Below are 20,638 nucleotides of genomic sequence, written 5' to 3'. Positions count from 1 at the left end.
AATCCTTGAGGCCAACACGGGCTGAATGTATAATAGTATTAATTCTTATCAGTTACAAACAGTGTAATGAATTGTTCAATATCCTCAGGGTAGTCCTGATACTCCATACTATACCCTCCAAAAAGAAACGTGTGAGTTATGGCGACTACAATTCTTGCAATTGACGATAGTACCGAGGTGCTCTTGTCAATAGGTGCGACACTTGAACCATATTACGATGTCCGTATAGCGACCTCGGGTACGGAAGGGCTGGCCCTGGCCAAAGACCTGACTCCAGACCTGATCATCCTTGATATCATGCTGCCAGACATCGATGGATACCAGACCTGTGCCCAAATAAAGGCAAATCCGGAAACCAGCGACATTCCCATTATCTTTCTCACCAGCATGGATGATTCCACTGACAAGATTAAAGGGCTGGAATTAGGAGGAAGAGACTACATCACCAAACCTTTCAGCAAAGGGGAACTGCTGGCCAGGATAAATACCCAGCTGGAAATCAGGACCCTCACCAAACAGATCATGAAAGCCAACCATGATCTTCGACGCAAACAGGCCTTGCTCGAAAACGACCTCAGGGCTGCGGCAGAAATTCAGAAAAGCTTTTTGCCTCACGAAGCCCCAGAGAGTACGACCATCGATGTGGCCTGGCAGTTTCAGCCCTGTGATGCCGTAGGTGGTGACATTGTCAATATTTTCCGGATAGATGAAAACCACTACGCCTTTTATATCCTTGACGTCAGCGGTCATGGGGTTCCGGCAGCCATGGTTACAGCCTCTGTTCAACAACAGCTGCAGCCAAATATCGGAATGATTCTCAAAAAGAGTACTGATTCAGCACCACATTATGAAATCACCTCTCCTGCAAAGGTACTGGCCAATCTCGACCAGAACTTTCCCCTGGAACGTTTTGACAGGTATTTCACCATCTCCTACTTTTTACTCAATATTGTCAGCGGTCAGGTTCTGTACAGCAGCGCTGGTCATCCACCGCCCCTTCTTTTACAAAACAGCGGAGAACTGCTCCCGCTTAAAGAAGGCGGCACCATTATCGGCATGGGCGGCGTTCTCCCCTTTGAGGAGGGAAAAATACAACTGGAGCCCGGTGATATCCTCTTTCTTTATACCGACGGTCTGCCCGAGTATAGAAACAGTGAAGGAGAATTTTTTTCAGACAAACGTTTTCAAGCTGTAATCAGAGAGCAAACAGGCGCTACAGCAAAAGAAGCGGCAGAGGCTGTGGTCAAGGCCGTCACCTCTGAATTTGGTGCCGGCAACCCACCCCAGGATGATATTACGCTGCTTGCAGTCAGATATCTGGGTAACAGCGGCTCAGAAGCAGAGCCCTGATGAATGCATTGCAAAACGTTGAACGTTCACATAGTTGCAGGCTCATGAAACGTCTATTCAGCACACTTCTGATCCTCTTTTTCCTCTTCCACCTCTGTGGGTGTGTGGGATTGAACCCTCAACCGACGGTGCCCGACGAGTCTGGCCAGCCATCGTCGGCTGCCTCCTTTGAGACCTCTCCCCTGAAAAAAACCAAAACCTTCGCCTCTGCAGAAGTTATCCGCCAGTTCACTGAGAGCAAAAATACAACCTATCTCATGGGTCCCGGCGATGTCCTCTCGATCAAGGTATGGCGACGGCCCGAACTGAACCTGGAGGGAATCGTGGTTTCACCGGACGGAACAATATCCCTGCCCAGAATCGGCATCATTGCCGTGAAAAAACGCAGTATCGAGGACGTCACCCAGGAGGTCTCACAAAAACTTGCCCGCCTCTATGACAGTCCCGAGGTACATATTACCATCAGCGAGTACAACAACAACAAAGCCTTTGTCCTTGGACGCGTTGTCAAACCCGGGGTCGTCAGATTTCCAGGGGACGGCACCCTGTTGGAGGCCCTGGCCCTGGCCGGTGGCCTGCCTTACCAGGGAAAGGAGACCTTTCTCACGAAATGCGCCATCATCAGGGGGAATGACCTGGTCATCTGGATCGACCTCATGGATCTCCTCCAGAACGGCAATATGGCACTCAACTGTGCCATCCAGAATAACGATATAATCTTTATCCCAGCAGCTGAAGAGGCCATGGTTTACGTCATGGGCGAGGTGGAAAAACCAGGTACAGTCCAGATACAGCCTGGAATCAACCTCATCGACGCCATTATGCGGGCCGGCGGGTTCACCAACCATGCCAATCTCGAGCAGGTCTACCTGATCCGCCGCGGTCTGCCACAGGGAACCGTTCGTCAGATAAATCTCAGTCAGATGATTGAAAACGCGCAGTTTGCTGAAAATTTTGCCCTCCAGAATGAGGACATTATTTATCTCAGCCCCAAGGGATTGCATAAGTTCCGCTATCTCATGGAAGAAATTCTGCCCGCTTTTCAGGTTCTCTTTCTTACCAATTCCGCACTCAAGGACTACCACTATATAACACCGGCTGAATCCAGCGAGACCAGCACGAGCACCACTACCAGCACAAGCGGAACACCATAGGCGAGGAAGCAAGCTCGGAAATATCAAGTATACATACCAGCCATCAGGGTAACAAAGAGAGCAAGGGACAGGGATGGATCAGAAAAAAATCACTCAAGACTCCATGGTCCGCAATTCTGCGGCAGGCCTTATCGCCACCGCAATCTACCTGGCGAGTCGCCTGCTTCTTACCCCCTATGTCCTTAGCTATCTGAGCCTGGAAGAATTCGGCCTCTGGTCCATCTGTTTTGTCATCCTCTCGTATGCGGCACTGGGAGCCTTCGGTGTCAATACCGCCTATATCAGATATTGCGCCCAATACCTGCACGCCGGGCAATACGACAAGATCAACTCCCTTTTTTCAACCGGCATCATCTGTATGTCCTGCCTCAGTTCCCTTTTCATCCTCTGCCTCTACCTTCTCCTGCCCTTCCTCCATGAGCTTTTCAACGTGGAGCAGACTCTCAGGCCTCTTTCCTCTTTCATGTTCATCGGTACCGCCCTGATCTTCTGCCTTGATATGACTGCCGGCTGTTTCCGCAGTCTGCTTGAAGGTATGCAGCGATTGGTGATCGTCAATAAAGTCACCACGCTGGCTTCATTTTTCGAAATTGCGGCCATCCTCATTCTCCTCTACACCGGTATGGGACTGAAGGGTATGCTCTACGCCTATGTTCTCCGCACCCTTTGTACCCTGCTCTTCTGCATGGTTACCGCCTTCCGCCTTCTCCCTTCGCTACGTCTGTCCCCTGCCCTGTTCAGCAGCGAACACTTCCGCCAGCTTTTCATTTACGGAGGAAAGGTGCAGATTCTCGGCGGCATTGCCATGTTTCTCTCCTCCCTTGACCGGATGATCATTTCTTCCATCATTGGTCTTTCAGCTGCCGGTTTATTTGAAATAGGCCGCAAGTTTCCCTACACCGCCAAAAGCGTCTCTGGAGCAGCATTCGGTGCCTTTCTTCCCAGAGCAGCTCAACTGGGAGGCAGTTGGGAACGGGAAGAGATTATTACCCCGTCCCAGCGTTTCAGGAACTACCTGGAAATCATTTTTTTTGCTCTTTTTCTCGCCGCCGGCCCGGTTCTCGTATGGTGTGGGTCTGGAACACAGATACTTGCGCCATCCCTGGGCTTTTTTCTGGCAGCATCGGTGACCGTGGTTGCCTGCATTCTGGGGGTGAGGATCCGCAACAAGTCCCTTGCCCAGGACCGCATCACAGATCAGGAAATGCGAAGGCTCTATATCCAGGGGATTCGCCACATCAATATTCTCAACTTCATCCTTTTTCTCTTTCTCCTGCCCGTTGCTCCGATTCTGATCAGGGCCTGGGTAGGTGAAGGGTATGAAGCTGGAGTGCCTGTGATGATCTTTCTCGCCCTGACCTATATGATCCACCAGGGTACAGGCCCGATAGGTCTGATATTCAGGGGTATCGACCGCTCAGGGCGGGAACTTGAATACCTGCTTGTCCAGCTTATCCTTGTCCTTGCCTGGCTTCCAACCGCCACCTTGCAGTACGGGCTGACGGGAACAGCTCTTGCCATCATGGCCTCGACCCTGACAGCCTCCCTCTTTTTCTTCTGGCGCAGCAACTTTGTTTTTCAGGTAAGTTGGATCGAATTCTCCCGAAAAACCTTACTCCCTGGTCTGATCCCCGGAGCTTCGGCCCTGGTTATATATCTACTGCTTACCTTTTATCCCTATTCCGGAAGAGTAGTCGATGCTTTCACTGTCATTATCAGCGGTCTCTTCTATCTTGGTCTCACCCTCCCCCTTGTCTGGAAAATAGTTCTGGCTGATGACGAACGAAAGGTGGCCTTCGACCTCATACCCGCATTTCTCAAAAAAGGCAGGGGGACACCTTGAACACCACTGCCAATGGAATAAAAAAGCCAGAAAGGAAGGCGATCAAGCCCATAGACATTTTCGGTTTTATCAAGAGGTACGCCTTCAGCATCGTAGTCTGTGCTCTGTTTATCTTCACCATGGTGGCACCGCTGGCTCTGCTGGCCGAGCGCCCAACCTACACCGTTGCAGGCAAATTAATGATCACCCCGGTGACACCTTCCCTGATCACCAAGTCTGAAGACCCTTCAATCATCAACTTCTTCCATGATTACGCCCGCACCCAGGTGGAACGGATGCGGGATGACAGTGTGGTCGAAGCGGCAATAAGCAAGATGACCGAAGAGGAACAGGCAGCCTTTTTCCCGCCCTTTATTGACGATGTCGGCCGCATGAATATGCTCCGTGGCCGGGTGCGCATCACACCTGTATCACGCACCCATCTCATTCAGCTTATCCTGGAGGGAGACAAGCAGTCCGGCCTGGCAGGAGCCTTGAACAGTGTCATGGACGCATATATCGACAAACTCAAAGAAGAGGATGAGAGCAAGTATCTCTCCCGTCTCGAATTTCTCCGGGAAAAGAGGAATGACATTGAACACGAGGTTATCGCATTGGAGAAAAAAATCAATCAGGTAACCCAGGAGATTCACTCTTCAGCCTTTGTCGAAGACTACAACATGGTGCAGAAGCAGGTGGAACAGCTGCAAAAAATTTATCTTCAACAGATGGCAATCCGCATTGAAAAGGAGAGCAATTACAACCAGGCCCTGAAAAAAGGAAAGGCTCTTGCAGAAATCTCCCTTGATCCCATGATCGATGAGGTGGTCCTCAATGACCAGTCCCTGGACTTCACCACCTCCTGGACCTATCAGAAACTCCAGGAGTTGCGTGCCTCCATCGACGGCATTACCAAAAATAACAAAGACCGGCAGTATGTTGAACAGCGGATGGCGGCCATGAAGGAGTACGAGGCCAAACTGGGGGAAGAGATACGAGACAACGCCGAACGGATTCTCACCGGCAAGAGGGATTATGAAATAGAGCGGGAGATTCTCGACAGCCGGGCCCAGTACCAGGCTGCGAAGGACAGCGAGGATCAGATCAGAAACCAGCTGGAAGAAACCAGAGTTCAGGCCGATGAGGTTTCTTTAGGCATCCTCAAGGGCAGTTCCCTCGAAAAAGACCTCTACAACAAGCGGGATACCCTTTTTCGCCTCAGCACCAGAATTCTGGAGCTGGAATCCGAGTCCAAAGCTCCCCAACGGGTTACCATCGAGTCCAGGGCCCGTTTTCCCGAATCACCCTCCGGCACAAACCTGAAGAAGCTGCTGATGGCCTGCATGGTGCTGGCGTTCGCCCTGCCAAGCGGTATTTTCGTCCTCATTGAACTCCTTGATAACCGAATCCACCGTCCCAAGGACATTGAATTTGCAGTGGGAAGCAAGCCCCTGTGGCCCATATCCATGGCCCCTGAAGGAGTCGATTTTCTCAAGATACTCAGTGAAGCTCCAGACCACCGGTCCTCCAAGGCTATCAGGAGCCTGGCCGTTAACCTGCTTGGTGAACATGAGCAGCACCAGGCCAAAGTCTTTCTCTTCACGGGAGTGAGCCGGAATGTGGGCTCCTGCTCAATCATGCTCAACACTGCACATGCCATGAAAAAGCAAGTTTCCCGCATCCTGCTTATAGACGGTGATCATACCGGCAGCAACCTGTCCAGAATGCTGGATCTGCCAGTGGATCATCCCCATGGCCTGGAAAATTTCCTTACCGGCAGAGACAGCCTCGAAAACTGCCTCCTCAAGGATAAAGAAAGGGGCCTGGACATCATCACTTTCGGCAAGCCTGTCAGTGGTTCCGAGGCAGCCAGCCGCAAATTCATTCACATGGTACATGAGCAACGGGACATGTACGACGTGATCTTTGTGTATACCGATCCCATCCTGAGCAGTGACCTGACAGAATTGCTTTGCGGAGTAGCCGACGCAGCAGTTCTGGTCAGCAAAGGAGACAAAACCCTGTACAACGAACTGTACAGGGCTGCATCATTATTCTTTCGCTTTAAGATCAAGGCGCTGGCCCCTGTTCTCAACTGGGGCGGAAAAAAGGAAAAAGATATGGTTACCACACTTATTGAGACCTCCCTGAGGTACCTCACGCCGCTCATGGCCCGAAAAAGAAAACAGAAAACAACGCGCGGCAATACGGAGTAAAACATGAAACATCTCCCGGTTCTTTTCGGCTTTCATGCAAGCAATCTCGGCAACAGCCATGTTCCGCTGTCCCTGTGCCGCTGGTGGAATGCAATGCAACTGCCGACCAGACTCTACGTACCGAGCCTGGATAAAGTTCATCAACACCCATGGATAATTCCTGCCGCCAGTGGCATCAGAAAAACTCTCCTGTATCGTTTCGGCGGGAAAAAGAGCCCGCAAAAGGCTGTAATCAGACTCTTTGAACAGAAAGAAGGGGAGGCAGACATCGTCTATCTGTGGGCGGCATTGCCCATTGAAGTTTTTTATTTTTTCAAAGAAAAAGGAGCACAGATTATCATCGAGCGAATCAACTGCCACCGGAAAAGCTCACGGGATATCCTCCGCGCCGCCTACGAGCATCTCGGTCTGCCAGATACCTGTTCCATCAGCGAAAAGGATATCGAGCAGGAGATGGAGAAACTCTCCATCTGCGATGCTGTTTTCTGCCCGAGCCCCATGGTCAGGCAGACAATGCTTGAAAACGGTGTTTCCGGGGAAAAACTTCTCTCAACCAGTTACGGCTGGGACCCTGCCCGCTTCCCCGGACGTGACAGGCGACCTGCTCAACAAAGACAGCCCACCTTTCTTTTTGTCGGCACTCTCTGTGTGCGTAAGGGGGTCCCTCTTCTCCTGAAAGCCTGGCAGGAGGCCAACATCGACGGCAAGCTCATTCTGTGCGGGGCAATGGATGACGAAATCAGACAACATTTCGCCCACCTGCTTCAATTTGAAAACATCAGCTACCTGCCCTATACTACAGATATAGGCACACTGTACAGACAGGCAGATGTCTTTGTTTTCCCAACCCTGGAGGAAGGCGGGCCGATGGTCACCTACGAGGCCATGGCTCACTCCATGCCGGTACTGGTCACCCGGATGGGTGCGGGGGCCATTGCCAGGGATCAAAAAGACGGATTTGTGCTTCCTGATCAAAACGTCCAGACCTGGGTGGAGGCCCTGCGCAACATAGCTGCTGATAATGATTTGCGTCTTCATCTTGGTGAACAGGCCAGGGTTCGGGCCGGTGGATTCACCTGGGAGATGACGGCCGCCCAAAGAGCGGGCCTGCTGAAGGAAAAATATCCAAGTCTGTGGCGCTGATATGAAAAAAAATATCCAGACAGTTTCAGCTGACGTACCCGACTGGTCGAGGGAATCGGTCACACCTGGCCGCTATGAACCCTGGAAAAGGCTGATCCGCACCATTCGCCAATACCAGACCAACCAGGGCCGCCTTACAAAGCTGACCAGACCGTTGATCATTCTCCGGCATCGTTTCTGGTCTGTGGTCTGCGGCAGTGATATTCCCATCAACGCGCAGCTCGGCGGGGGAGTCATCATTCTCCACCCGCAAGGTGTGGTCATCCACCCCGATGCAGTGGTTGGGCCCAACTGTTTAATCCTGCAGCAGGTAACCCTGGGAACCGGCCCCAAACCAGGGCTTCCCAGAATCGGCGGCCATGTCGATATCGGGGCCGGAGCTAAAATCCTCGGGGGAGTGGTTATCGGCGACCATGCACAAATCGGGGCCAACGCTGTAGTCCTCCAGGATATACCGTCAGGAACAACGGCTGTAGGCATACCGGCACGCATCATAGGAAATAACAGGGAACCCAATGGCTGAGAGAAAACGAAAGGACATATGTATCCTGTACGCAGCCGGTCCCGGAGACGTGGTCAAGACCTTCCAGGCCTGGGACTCGGGCGTAGATGACCCTCACCAGGTTGCGGTCACCTATTCAGGCCAATTCTTTCAGGTCTGCAGAGAACTGGGCGTCAGGGGGGTGGCTGTTTCCTTCAACCCGAGAGCCGACATCCTGAAAAATGATCAGTTCGTCGTCGAAAACAGGCCCAAAGGAGCCATGGCGAGCGGTATCAGTTACCACCGGCAGCAACTCGCCTACGCAAAGGGGCTGATCCAAATTGCCGCAAAAGAGGGGGCTGACGTACTGGTTGCTGCCGAAAGTACCGGCCATCTCTTCAGCCTTGGCTGGTACGCGCCGCCGCAACTGGCACTCATCCCCACCATTCACTGCACGCTCTGGCCCAAATTCAAACCCCTGGATACAAAACAACGGATTCTCAATTTTTTCAACCGCAGTCTGTTCACCAGAAGGGCCCTGGGGATACTGTGTATTTCAGAAGATATCCGCCGGCAACTGCAGCTGATAGGCGGAAGTCGCCTGCGACCTGTGCATCGGTTTCGCCCCTGCTACCGCAGGGAGACTTTTGAATCCGTCCCCATGCCGGTACATGACAGTGATACATTTCATATTCTTTTTGCAGGCAGGTTGGAGACAAACAAGGGAATATTTGATCTGATCGAGATCTGTACCCGATTGAAGGCAGCGATCAAAAACAAGGTCATCTGGGACATTGCCGGCGACGGTTCCCAGGAGGGTAAGCTGCGCCAGATGGTGGCCGACAGAGGGATTGGCCACATCTTCCGTGTCCACGGGTATTGCCATCGCCCGAAAATGCTTGAACTCATCCGCCACTCCCATGCCTTCATAGTTCCCACAAGGTCTGATTTTGAAGAGGGGTTTAACAAGGTGGTGGCCGAATCCATCCTCAATAACCGGCCGGTCCTTACTTCCGCAGTCTGCCCGGCCATTGACGATGTCCGGCCGGCAGTGGTCGAAGCAAGGCCGGACAACGTTGACGACTACCGCCTGGGTGTGGAACGGTTGGTCGAAGATTCCGTTTTTTACCAGGATAAGCTCTCAGCCTGCCAAAGGGTTCAGCAACAATTCTATGACCAGGAAAACAGCTGGCGGGCAAAAATGAAACTCGCTGTTGAGGGTATTCTCTGATGCTTGGGGCGCGTGGAAATGCACTGGTGCCTTTGGCCCTGATTTCCTGGATGCCGCTGGTGGTCTGGGCTTTTTCCAGGTTTGAGAAGAGAGTTGTCGTTGCCGGCGCCTTTGTTCTCGGCTGGATGTTTCTGCCCGAGGCAACGATTCCCATACCTGGCTTGCCGGACCTGTCCAAAATGTTTGCCACGTGTGTCGCCGTTCTTGGGGGGGCTTTTATTTTTGACCGCCGGACCCTGCTGTCGGTTCGGCTGAGCGTGATGGACCTTCCCATGCTTCTCTGGTGCACCTGTCCATTTTTTTCATCCCTGGCCAATGGCATTGGTGCCTACGATGGCATGTCCGAGACCCTGCAACAAACCGTTACCTGGGGATTGCCCTATTTTGTAGCCAAGGTCTATTTCGCCGATCCGGAAGGCCTGAAGACCCTTGCTCTGGCCATCTTCATCGGCGGCATTCTCTACATTCCCTTCTGTTTCATCGAAATGGCAATCAGCCCCCAGCTGCACCGGATGACCTATGGGTTCAGCCAGGCAAACATTCTGCAATCCATGCGGGCCGGTGGCTTCCGGCCAGTGGTCTACATGCAGCACGGCCTGATGGTTGCCATGTGGATGGTTTCCGCCTCCTTTTTCGGGATATGGCTGCACTATGCCAAACTGCTGCCGAAAAAACTGCCGTTGATCCCCATTCCAGCCGTGTGGTTTATTCCGCCCCTGCTCATAACAACCATGCTGATGAAATCCAGCGGTGCCCTTGGCCTCTTTATTCTCGGGATGTTCACCCTTTTTACGGCCCAACGTACAAAAATTCCAATTCTCTTCATCATCCTGCTCCTTATTCCCCCGGCCTATATGATCACGAGAAGCACCGGCTACTGGAATGGTACAAACCTTTCCAGCTGGGTGGAGCGAAACTACAGTGCGGAAAGAGCCCAGTCCCTGCAATTTCGTTTTGACAACGAAGAAATGCTCATAGACAAGGCCCAGGAAGGCAGTTTTTTCGGCTGGGCCGGATGGGGCCGATCCAGGGTGTATGATGACGACGGCAAAGACCTGACCATTACCGACGGGTTGTGGATCATAGCATACGGGGTCCGGGGTATCTACGGCATCGTACTCATGACTGTAACCATTATTCTGCCCATGCTCCTCATGCTGGTCAAGGTTCCACTCAGGGAGTGGGCCAGCCCCAGATATGCTGCAGCCTCTGTTTTCGCCACCATGCTGACCATTTACATGATCGACAATCTGCTCAACGCAATGGTGAATCCGATCTTCATGCTCTTTGCCGGCGGTATCAATACCATGCTGACCACAGGGGTAAAAGAGCCTGACGGTGAGGTATTAATGGACGTAGAGGACAGCATGGATGAAGGATTCCGTACCCGTTTGATAGGAGGTGAGGGGTGAATATTCAACTGCCGAAAACAAAATCGGAAAGGCTCAGTATGGTGCTCTGGTTAGCGATTCTGGCTGTCATCACTGTGGGCTCCCTGCTGCCGAAGATGAGTCCTCCCGGCGAACAGTTTGGCGTAGATAAGCTCCTTCATGCCTTCTTTTTCCTTCTCCTTGCCGCCCTGCCTCTCTTCGGAGTTCCTGATCGCAAGACAGCCCTTCTCCTGGCACTGTCGGTTGCACCATACGGATACCTCCTAGAGTTTATGCAGAGATCGGTGCCGGGCCGCGAATTCAGTGCCCATGATCTCATCGCCAACAATCTGGGCGCTCTCCTGGGGCTGTTCATTGGCTGTATCATCCGGATAAAAACCAAATACTTCGCTCCCCCGGAGGATTGCGCATGAAACGTGTTGCCTACCTGTGCAGTATATACCCGGCCCTCAGCCACACCTTTATTTTCAGGGAGATCTGCTCCCTGCGCCAGGAGGGTATAGAGGTGGTGACAGCCTCTGTGAATCCTCCTCCACAGGTGGATATCATGACAGAAGCGGAGCAGAAAGAGGCAGCTGAAACCATGGTCATGAAGACCTTGTCACCCCTGAAAATCCTTTCCGCCCATCTCAAGTGTTTTCTTCGTTCGCCAGCTGGTTACCTGCGAATGGCGTTTACAGCCGTATCCTACCTCTTCAAGGGACCGAAAAGCCCGGTCAAGGCCCTTGGCTACCTTATTGAGGCCGGAATCCTGATGGATTGGATGCGGGAGAACGACGTAGAGCATATCCATGAACATTTCGGAGATTCCACTGTACTGGTGGCGATGCTGGGCAAGCAGTATGGGACTGTACGTTACAGCTTCTCCGTTCACGGCCCAGATATTTTCTACGGCGTGGAATCCAATCTTCTCAAAGAAAAGATTGAGGGAGCCACGTTTGTCCGCTCCATCAGTCACTACTGTTCCAGCCAGCTGATGAGGTTGACCAGCCATGATCTCTGGTCCAATTTCCACATCATTCGCTGTGGCATAGATCCGACTGTCTACACAGGTCGTCCTCTTCCGGGAAACGACGTCATACAACTGCTCTGCGTTGGTCGTCTGGTGCCGGCCAAGGGCCAGCACATACTCATAGAGGCCTGCTCTCAACTCCTGAAAAGGGGGAAAAGACTCCATCTCAATTTTGTCGGCGGCGGACAAGATCTGGAGTCTCTGCAGCAGCTGAGCCAGAACCTGCTCATGACCGACAGCGTCACCTTTGCCGGATCCATGGGCCAGGACAAGGTGCGCAGCTACTATGACCGGGCTGATATCTTTGTTTTGCCCAGTTTTGCCGAAGGAGTCCCCGTGGTTCTCATGGAAGCCATGGCCAAGGAGATACCGGTTATTTCCACCAGGATTACCGGTATCCCGGAACTGATCGAACATGGCCATGACGGCCTTCTGGCCACTCCCGGCGACGTGAACGATCTTGCCGCCCAGATCTCCACTCTCCTTGAAGATGCAGACCTTCGGGAGCGCCTGGGAAAGGCGGGCAGGCTGAAAGTAAAACAACTGTACAACACTGAAAAAAATAACAGGGCCCTGGCGGATATTTTTAAACAACTTCCGTAAGGCTCGTTTTGGGGTGGTGATATGGTGATCCTGCAGACATTGTACATCCTCTTTCTCTTTTTCCAGATCCTGGCCTGCCTCTGGCTGCTCCTTCTCACAGTGGGAGCCTGGCTGTTTCAACCGAAAAAGATTGAGGATGCTCCATTTTTCATGATGGGAGTATTGATCCCCGCACACAACGAGGAACTGCAGATGGAAGAGACCATCGCCGCTGTTCGACGCTGTCGTTACCCCAAAGAGTTGCTTAAAATATTTGTAATCGCAGACAACTGCACTGACAACACAGCCAAGGTGGCAAAAAACAGCGGCGCGACAGTAACTGAACGTCACAATCCGGAGATGCCGGGAAAAGGCCAGGCACTGGACTGGTTTCTCACCAGTTACCAGGAACTCTACAGCTCCTGTAACCTGCTCACCATCATCGACGCCGACGTGGTCCCTGAACAGAACTACTTCAAAGAGTTGAACAGCAGCCTCTCCCACCCTGAAGTTCAGGTGGTACAGGCCTACAACGGGGTGGCCAACCCCTATGATTCCTGGCGGACGGCCCTGATGTCAGCCGCATTCAACGTCTTCAATCATCTGCGAATGGCCGGCAGTACCCGGCTTTTCGGCACAGCCACCCTCAAGGGCAACGGCATGGCCTTCAGAAAAGAAATACTGGAAACCTACGGCTGGCCGGCCCACAGCGTGGTGGAGGACGTGGAATTTTCCCTGCTGCTGCTCAGAGACTGGGTCAATGTTCATTACAATCCAGAGGCGGTTATTCGCAGTGAAATGGCAATCAGTCACTCCCAGGCATCGAGCCAGCGACAGCGTTGGGAAGGCGGACGCTTTTCCCTGGCCAGAAAACTGATCCCGCATCTGGCTGCAAAGTGCCTGGGTGGAGAGTTTCGCTACTTTCAGGCCCTCATGGACCTGGCTGTACCTCCTCTTTCCCTGCTCATAGTGACTGTCATGGCTACCCTGGCAATTTCCTGGCTGCTCTTGCCGGCAACCCTTCCCATCCCCCTGATCTGCCTGGTCATTATCATGTTCTATGTTGCCTCCGGGCAACTCCTGATGCAAGCCCCTTTGCGACTCTGGTGCTATCTGGCGACTGCACCTCTCTACATCGTATGGAAGCTTGTACTGTACCTGAAAATGGCCTTTTCAGGCAGGGGCGGCAAGTGGACTCGGACCATCCGCAAATCAGAATTAAAACAGCAGGACGACTGAACAATGGAAGCCCACGTCTTTGCAGACTTAAAAAAGAGAATCGGTGAGCGTCACCTGGGCAAACGACTGCGCATTCAGGTCAACTATGCAGATAGAATGTTTGTCCGCAACGACTCGCTGAAAACTTTTCACTATGAAAACAGCAGCCTCTTCAACACACTGGTTACCGTGGTGCTCAAGGGTGCATTCTGCTATGGCCGAGGGGCAAAAAACGCTCTCACCTACAAGGTGCGTGAACATGAATTTACCCTGCGTAATCTTCCCGTTGCCTTTGACGGACTACGCATCCTGCATCTTTCTGATATTCATGCAGACGGCATTGCCAGCGAGGCGGTGGAATTGTGCAAACTGCTGGAAACCATCAGGGCCGATGTCTGCGTCATCACTGGTGATTACCGTTTCAAGACCCATTCCTCGCACCGGGAAACGGTACGGATTATGGCAAAAATTCTTCAGGCCATCAACGTCTCCATGGGTACCTGGGGCATACTGGGCAACCATGACTTCATTGAATTCGTTTCGCCCCTTGAAGAAGCGGGGTTATCCATGCTCCTGAATGAGGCTGTGAGCCTGGATCAGAATGGTTCCAGAATCTGGCTGGCCGGTGTTGATGACGACCATCTCTTTCACTGCGCCGACCTTGGCAAGACACTCCTGCATGTTCCACCAGAGGACACAGTCATCCTCCTTTCACACACCCCGGAACTCTACAAAAAAGCCGCCCTGGAAGAAGTGGATTTTTTCCTCTGCGGCCACACTCACGGCGGACAGATCTGTCTTCCCGGAGGTATTCCGGTGATAACAAACGCCTCCTGTCCCAGGCGTTTTTGTGCCGGCCGATGGAAGTTTCAGAATATGCAGGGCTATACTTCCTTTGGTACCGGTTCCAGTGGTGTGCCGGTGCGTTTCAACTGTCCGCCCGAGATTGCAGTGCATACCCTGCGCAGAAAATAGAAGGATACAGCATGCTTCGTACCATCAACAACATAGACCCCTCCAGCCTGCCAGACATAGATTGCGTGGTCATCGGCGTCAACACCGAGGCGACCCTGACCAGATGTCTGCAATCAATCAGGGACTGTGAGTATCCATGGGAAAAGCTGCATGTGATCTATGTGGACGGCGGCTCCATGGATAGAAGTGTCGAAATCGCCAAATCAACCGCAGATATTCAGGTTATCAGTCTGGGAGACCGTCACCCTACTCCGGGAAGGGGAAGAAACGCTGGCTGGAGAGCTGGCCACTCGCCGCTGATTCAGTTTCTCGATTCAGATACCGTCCTGGAACCGGATTGGCTGACAAAAGGTGTTCAGGCAATATACAGTGAAAAAACAGGGGCCGTTCAGGGATACAGAAAGGAAATGCACCCTGATACAACAGTCTTTAACTGGCTCACCAGCCTAGAGTGGAACGGCCCTGCCGGAGAGGCCGAAGCATTTGGCGGCGATGTTCTTATCCGCCGGAAAATTTTGGAAGAGACAGGAGGCTATGATGAAATAATGGTGGGAGGTGAAGATCCGGAGTTGAGCCAGAGAGTCAGGGATAAAGGATGGCGGATTCTGCAACTGGATACGGTGATGACCCACCATGATATTGCCATGTTCAAAATCTCACAATACTTCAAACGGGCCTTTCGCTCAGGTTACGGATTTGCCGCGGTCATCGACAAGGGTGCGGGCAGGGAAAGGAGATTCTGGTTTATCGAGTTTCGACGCATTATTGTGCGGGGCGGGGGCACGCTTTTCTTTTTCGTCACTGCCATCTGCCTGTTGATCATGGCCTTTTTTCTCCATTCCCTCTTTTTCATTCCCTGTTTTATTTCAACGCTTCTGGCCCTTGTACTGCTATTTTGGCCAAGGCTGTTCAGGGTAAATGCCTTCAGGGATGCCATGGACCTCACCGAACAACAGGCCCGTGTTTATGCCTGGCACTGCTCGCTGGTGGTGTTTCCTGATATTCTGGGGGTACTTCGCTATTATCTGGGTAAAATTGCCAAAAGCCCCTTGCGCAATACTCCCGGCAAACACAAACCCCATACCAAGGCGACCTGACATTATGATCAAAGGAACTGTTATGAAAAACCAGACACCTGGTGATTTCCCTCGATGATGAACCGGAAAATCCTCTTCCATATCCTCGTAACTTCAGTGCTAATCCTTTTTTCAGGATATGCTTTTGCAGGCATTGCGTTCACGGACGAGGAAAAGCAGTGGATACATGACCACCCCACCATTGATGTGGCCGGTTTTAAACTGGATCCGTTCATTTATGAAGAAGAGGGGAAGGTAACCGGCTACTTTACCGATATTGTGGCCAGGATTATCAAACAGGCAGGTATCTCCCCTCGATTTCATTTTATGTCCCTTGCCGAAGCCCTGATCAAGACCGAAAGCGGTGAAATCAATGCCACCATGGGGCTGATCCATACGCCGGAACGAGCGGAAAAACTCTTCTTTTCAAAAGAATATTTCCCGGTAGTTCTCCACATCTTTATGCACTCAGACAGATATGACGTACAGGGCATTGAAGATTTGGCAGGAAAACGGATTGCCTCCTACCAGCAATATTCGCTGAACTCTCTCTTTAAAAAACATCTTCCTGATGCCACGATCGTCATGGCAGATAATGCCGAAGATATGTTCCGCCTGGTTGCAACAAAACAGGCGGACGCGGCCATACAGGAATTCCATTCAGGCCAGTGGATTCTCCGTCGCGCCCTGATCGGCGATGTTTCCTCCAAAGGCGTTGCGTTTTTTGGAACACAAAAGGAAATGGCAGCCCATTATTACGCTGTTTCACGCAATGAACCACTCCTGGCCTCAATCCTGAACAAGGCCCAGCAGAACCTGCCTCCCGCAGTAAAACAGGAAATATGGAACCGTTGGTTTACCAGGCCGGCATTGACGACAACCGGCGAAATGTATCTCTCTGAAGAAGAAAAAGCATATCTTGATGCACATACCTTCCGGAGGCAGCAGTCCAGCGGCTGGATGCCGTTCAGTTTTACAAATACGGAGGGACAGATCATCGGCGTATCAGAAGATTACTGGGCCCTGATAAGAAATAAGCTGGGTTTACAGGAAACCATTGCCCCCCATGCCCTGGCATTCATATCCATACTTGGTAGAATGCAGGAAGGGGAAATAGATATTTATGCCTCCACATCAAAAACCACTGACCGGGAAGAATTCGCGGTTTTCACTGACAGCTACGAAGAATTTCCCATCGCCATTGCAACCCACAAAGCAACGGACTACATCTTTGACCCCTCGGTGCTGAACGGAAGAAGGGTATCTGTCGGTAAAGATTACAGCGCCTATTATCTGATGAAACAACGATACCCGGCGATTGATTTTATTCAGGTAAAGGATACAAAGGAGGCGCTTGAGTTCGTTCGTGATGGTGGCGCTTTTGCAGCTATCGACTGCCTCCCGGCATTGCAGTTTCAGCTCAATAGTCTCGGTAGTGAAGAGCTCAAGCTCTCAGGCGTGACCCAGGTGGTTTTCCCGGTACAGATCATGGTGAGAAAGGAACATGCCAGGCTTGTTCCCCTCCTCAACCGGGCCATTTCAGCCATAACACCTGCCGAAAGAGCAAAAATCAGGGAAAAATGGATGATGTACAAGGTACTCACCAGGACGGATTACTCCCTGAGCTGGAAATTGGCAGCTGTTTTTACTGTAGTTCTACTCCTCATTGCGTATTGGAACCGCAGGTTATTGCGAGAAATTGCCGAGCGCAAGGAGGCGGAACAGGAACGCCACCGCATGTACAAAAAACTGCGCGATGCAAAAGAACAGGCTGAAATAGCTCAAAACAGGCTGCACGCTGCCATCGATGCCATTGACGAAGGTTTTGTCATTTATGACTCAGAAGACAGATTGAACCTGTGTAATGCAAAATATCTGGAAATCTATAAGGAGTCAGCTGATTTGCTGGTACAGGGCGTGGACTTCGAGGAAGTTATCCGCAAGGGGGTGGAAAGAGGCCAATATCTTGACGCCCTGGGACGTGAGGAAGAGTGGATAGCCGAACGGCTGGCCTGCCACCAGGGGGGTGACATCAGCATTGAACAGAAACTGCCCAACGGCCGCTGGGTAAAAATCGCAGAACGGAAATCTGAAGATGGCAGTGTTGTCGGCATACGAACAGACATCTCCAAGCTCAAATTCGCGTTAGAAGCAGCTGAAGCAGCCAATAAGGCCAAGAGCCAGTTCCTGGCCACCATGAGCCATGAAATCCGCACCCCGCTCAACAGTGTCATTGGCCAGACCTGGCTGCTGGGACAACGCGACGATATTACACCTGAGGTACAGCAGGAGATTGACAAAATCCACTCAGCAGGCCAGATGTTGCTCTCACTGGTCAACGATATCCTTGACATGAGCAAAATAGAGGCTGGCGAAATCAGCCTGGAGATGGTTCCAATGCGTCTGGAAGGGTTGCTCAAAGAACTGGAGTCGCTGCTCACCTTCCAGGCCCAGGCCAAAGGCCTTGATTTAAACATTGGTACGTTGCCGAGGGGTGCTGCAAATAACGTTATATGTGATCCCACCCGGCTGCGACAGGTGCTGCTTAACCTGCTCAACAACGGCATAAAGTTCACCACCAGTGGCCATATCTCGCTCTCCGTTGAAACGGCAGGCCCGCTGTGCCATACCGAAGATGGTGACACGTTCCAACGGTTACGCTTTCGTGTGGAAGATACCGGCAGCGGTATTTCTCCCGAGGTACTCCCCAAGCTCTTCACCCCCTTCCACCAGGCTGACAGTTCCATTACCCGTGTCTACGGAGGCACCGGCCTGGGCCTGGCCATTGTCAGGAAACTGACCCAGGCCATGGGTGGGAAGGTCAGTGTCGAAAGCACGCCAGGACAAGGCAGCTGTTTTACGGTGGAACTGCCTTTTCAGATTGCCACGGAGAAGGAAAATCAAGAGGCCGCCTTGTATCAGGCCCCCCTGGACCTGAGCGCCGAGCAGATGTGGCTCAGCGGCCTGCATATCCTGCTGGTCGACGACAGTTCCATGAATCTTGACGTGGCCAGCGGCATTCTCAGGCGCGAGGGGGCGTCGGTTGCCACCTGCTCGAATGGCGCCGAGGCCCTCACCTGGCTGCAGGCACCGGGTAACCTTGTTGACATTGTTCTGATGGATGTACAGATGCCGGTGATGGACGGCAATACTGCCGTTGCAAACATTCGCTGCATCGATTCCCTGAAGGGACTGCCGGTCATTGCACTGACCGCTTCGGCCCTCTCCAGTGAACGGGAGAAATCAATCCAGGCCGGCATGGACGATTATCTGACCAAACCATTTGAACCAGAACAGATGATCCAGATGATCCGCAGGCATGTGGAGGCTGCCAGGGGTATCCCCATCCCTGTTGTGAAACGGGACTCATCCTCTGGCAGCTCGATAAGCTGGCCCAGGATCAAAGGGATAAACGGCAACAGTGCACGCCACCGAACCCAGGGAGACCTGCCGCTGTTCATGAACTTGCTGCGCCGTTTTGTCGACGGCAATCGGAAACTGGAACAGCCACTGCCAATGCCGATTTCCCAGCAAGACAAAACCGTCCTGCATGCGCAGTTGCACAAATTTGCAGGAAACGCCGGGCTCATAGGAGCCGATGCTTTATTTCGCCTTGCCAAACACATTGAAAACTGCCTGCAGGACAACACTCCCAGGGACATGGCAAGGCTGCTCGAAGAACTGGCAACCCAATACCAGAACCTGAGAGAAGCCATTATGCCAGTGCTTCAGGAATATGAGCAAAAAACCAAGCCAGACCAGAGCGCGGTGCTTGACAGTGCAAAGCTGGATGAGCTCTCCAAGGCAGTGGCACAAAAGAAAATATCAGCAATGAAACTGTACCAGGAAGTACAGCCGGCGTTACGCTCCCTGATACCGAAAGAGGCTTTCAAAGTACTCGACGAGGCCATGGCAAAACTTAATTTTGTCGAGGTGCAGAAACAATTGAATGAACTGGCTGCAGCCATGGATACAGCTGATTCAGGCAGGCAGGATGAAAAATCGCAGTACCCCTGATCACCATAAAACTCTTGAGGAAACTATGTCCGCAACCATCATTGCCATTGACGACAGTGTTGAAGTTCTTTTGTCTATTGGCGCAACCCTTGAACAAGACTACGATATTCGAGTGGCGACATCCGGCAAAGAAGGGTTGCCCCTGGTGGCTGAACTGCACCCTGATCTCATTCTCCTTGATATCATGATGCCGGATATGGACGGGTTTGAAATCTGCAGACGGCTGCAACAGGACGAAACACTGAAAGATATCCCCATCATCTTCCTCACATCCCTGAACCGCCAGGAAGACGAGGTCCGCTGTTTTGAGGTTGGCGGCGTTGATTTTGTTACCAAGCCCTTCTCTCCCATCGTTTTACGCTCCCGGGTCACCACCCAGGTTCGTCTTAAACAGCAGGCAGATCTGCTGCGATTTCAAGCAACCAGGGATGGCCTGACCGGGCTTTTCAACCGCCGAGAATTCAACTTCCAGCTGGACCGCGATTGGCGCGCCTGCCAACGGGCTAAAAAACAGCTCTCCATCCTGATGATAGATATTGACCATTTCAAGCTGTATAACGACACCTACGGTCACCTGGAAGGTGACAGATGTCTGCAATCAGTGGCCACCGCCATCCGTAACCAGCTCAAACGAGGACGTGATCGTGTTGCGCGTTACGGAGGTGAGGAGTTCGTCTGCCTGCTGCCGGAAACCAATGTTCAGGCTGCACAGCATGTTGCTGAGGAAATCCGCGCAGCTGTCCAGGCATTGGCGATTCCCCATACTGCTTCGATTATTGCTGATACTGTCAGTATCAGCGTAGGTGGCGCCTGCGAGGACCACTTTATTGATCAGACGTCTGCCAAACTATTAAAAAAGGCTGACGACAGCCTGTATCAGGCCAAGGAACAGGGCAGAAACAGAGTGGTCTTTCTCTGATATTCACAGCCTGAATGCCGGGGTGAAACACACGAGCACACCACGTCAGAA

Annotated in this window: 15 protein-coding genes; all 15 read left to right on the top strand. The window is 52.2% G+C overall.

Annotated elements, in window-relative coordinates; all coding sequences use genetic code 11:
- The first annotated feature begins 138 nt into the window (after nucleotides 1-138).
- The 15 genes from G493_RS30065 to G493_RS0118505 all read left to right on the top strand — a co-directional run bounded on the left by G493_RS30065 (nucleotide 139) and on the right by G493_RS0118505 (nucleotide 20,587).
- Complete coding sequence (locus G493_RS30065) at nucleotides 139-1,350, top strand: PP2C family protein-serine/threonine phosphatase (protein WP_051309538.1); 1,212 nt, start codon at nucleotides 139-141, stop codon at nucleotides 1,348-1,350.
- Nucleotides 1,350-2,504, top strand: coding sequence for an SLBB domain-containing protein (locus tag G493_RS0118570; RefSeq protein ID WP_028581610.1), 1,155 nt, complete (start codon nucleotides 1,350-1,352; stop codon nucleotides 2,502-2,504). The genes G493_RS30065 and G493_RS0118570 overlap by 1 nt, the downstream gene beginning before the upstream one ends.
- A 73-nt stretch (nucleotides 2,505-2,577) precedes the next feature.
- On the top strand, nucleotides 2,578-4,347 hold the full coding sequence (locus G493_RS0118565; protein ID WP_028581609.1) for an oligosaccharide flippase family protein: 1,770 nt from the start codon (nucleotides 2,578-2,580) through the stop codon (nucleotides 4,345-4,347).
- Nucleotides 4,344-6,542, top strand: coding sequence for a GumC family protein (locus G493_RS0118560; protein ID WP_028581608.1), 2,199 nt, complete (start codon nucleotides 4,344-4,346; stop codon nucleotides 6,540-6,542). The genes G493_RS0118565 and G493_RS0118560 overlap by 4 nt, the downstream gene beginning before the upstream one ends.
- A gap of 3 nt (nucleotides 6,543-6,545) precedes the next feature.
- A complete protein-coding gene (locus G493_RS0118555) occupies nucleotides 6,546-7,685 on the top strand; it encodes a glycosyltransferase family 4 protein (protein WP_028581607.1) in 1,140 nt (379 codons plus the stop codon).
- Nucleotide 7,686: 1 nt separating this feature from the next.
- Complete coding sequence (locus G493_RS0118550; RefSeq protein ID WP_028581606.1) at nucleotides 7,687-8,208, top strand: serine O-acetyltransferase; 522 nt, start codon at nucleotides 7,687-7,689, stop codon at nucleotides 8,206-8,208.
- Nucleotides 8,201-9,397: a glycosyltransferase family 4 protein gene (locus G493_RS0118545; protein ID WP_028581605.1), complete on the top strand. Its 1,197-nt coding sequence runs from the start codon at nucleotides 8,201-8,203 to the stop codon at nucleotides 9,395-9,397. Before G493_RS0118550 ends, G493_RS0118545 begins: the two co-directional genes overlap by 8 nt.
- Entirely contained in the window at nucleotides 9,397-10,809 is a 1,413-nt protein-coding gene (locus G493_RS30060; RefSeq protein WP_051309535.1) for a hypothetical protein, read from the top strand. The genes G493_RS0118545 and G493_RS30060 overlap by 1 nt, the downstream gene beginning before the upstream one ends.
- Nucleotides 10,806-11,201 (top strand): VanZ family protein, encoded by a 396-nt coding sequence (locus G493_RS30055; RefSeq protein ID WP_035275102.1) that lies wholly within the window; start codon nucleotides 10,806-10,808, stop codon nucleotides 11,199-11,201. The genes G493_RS30060 and G493_RS30055 overlap by 4 nt, the downstream gene beginning before the upstream one ends.
- A complete protein-coding gene (locus G493_RS0118530; protein WP_028581604.1) occupies nucleotides 11,198-12,403 on the top strand; it encodes a glycosyltransferase family 4 protein in 1,206 nt (401 codons plus the stop codon). Before G493_RS30055 ends, G493_RS0118530 begins: the two co-directional genes overlap by 4 nt.
- 21 nt (nucleotides 12,404-12,424) lie before the next feature.
- Complete coding sequence (locus G493_RS0118525; protein ID WP_028581603.1) at nucleotides 12,425-13,621, top strand: glycosyltransferase family 2 protein; 1,197 nt, start codon at nucleotides 12,425-12,427, stop codon at nucleotides 13,619-13,621.
- 3 nt (nucleotides 13,622-13,624) lie between these two features.
- A complete protein-coding gene (locus tag G493_RS0118520) occupies nucleotides 13,625-14,575 on the top strand; it encodes a metallophosphoesterase (protein WP_028581602.1) in 951 nt (316 codons plus the stop codon).
- Nucleotides 14,576-14,586: 11 nt separating this feature from the next.
- Nucleotides 14,587-15,672, top strand: a complete 1,086-nt coding sequence (locus tag G493_RS0118515; RefSeq protein ID WP_028581601.1) for a glycosyltransferase — start codon at nucleotides 14,587-14,589, stop codon at nucleotides 15,670-15,672.
- Between the two features lie 54 nt (nucleotides 15,673-15,726).
- The gene (locus G493_RS0118510; protein WP_028581600.1) at nucleotides 15,727-19,668 is read left to right on the top strand and encodes an ATP-binding protein; all 3,942 of its coding nucleotides are present in this window, start codon (nucleotides 15,727-15,729) and stop codon (nucleotides 19,666-19,668) included.
- On the top strand, nucleotides 19,646-20,587 hold the full coding sequence (locus G493_RS0118505; protein WP_051309551.1) for a diguanylate cyclase: 942 nt from the start codon (nucleotides 19,646-19,648) through the stop codon (nucleotides 20,585-20,587). Before G493_RS0118510 ends, G493_RS0118505 begins: the two co-directional genes overlap by 23 nt.
- The last annotated feature ends 51 nt before the right edge of the window (nucleotides 20,588-20,638 follow it).

The sequence above is a fragment of the Desulfogranum japonicum DSM 18378 genome, assembly GCF_000429945.1.
GTDB lineage: Bacteria > Desulfobacterota > Desulfobulbia > Desulfobulbales > Desulfobulbaceae > Desulfogranum > Desulfogranum japonicum.
Note: the sequence above shows the minus strand (reverse complement) of the source record. Positions and strands in the feature narration are given on the sequence as shown.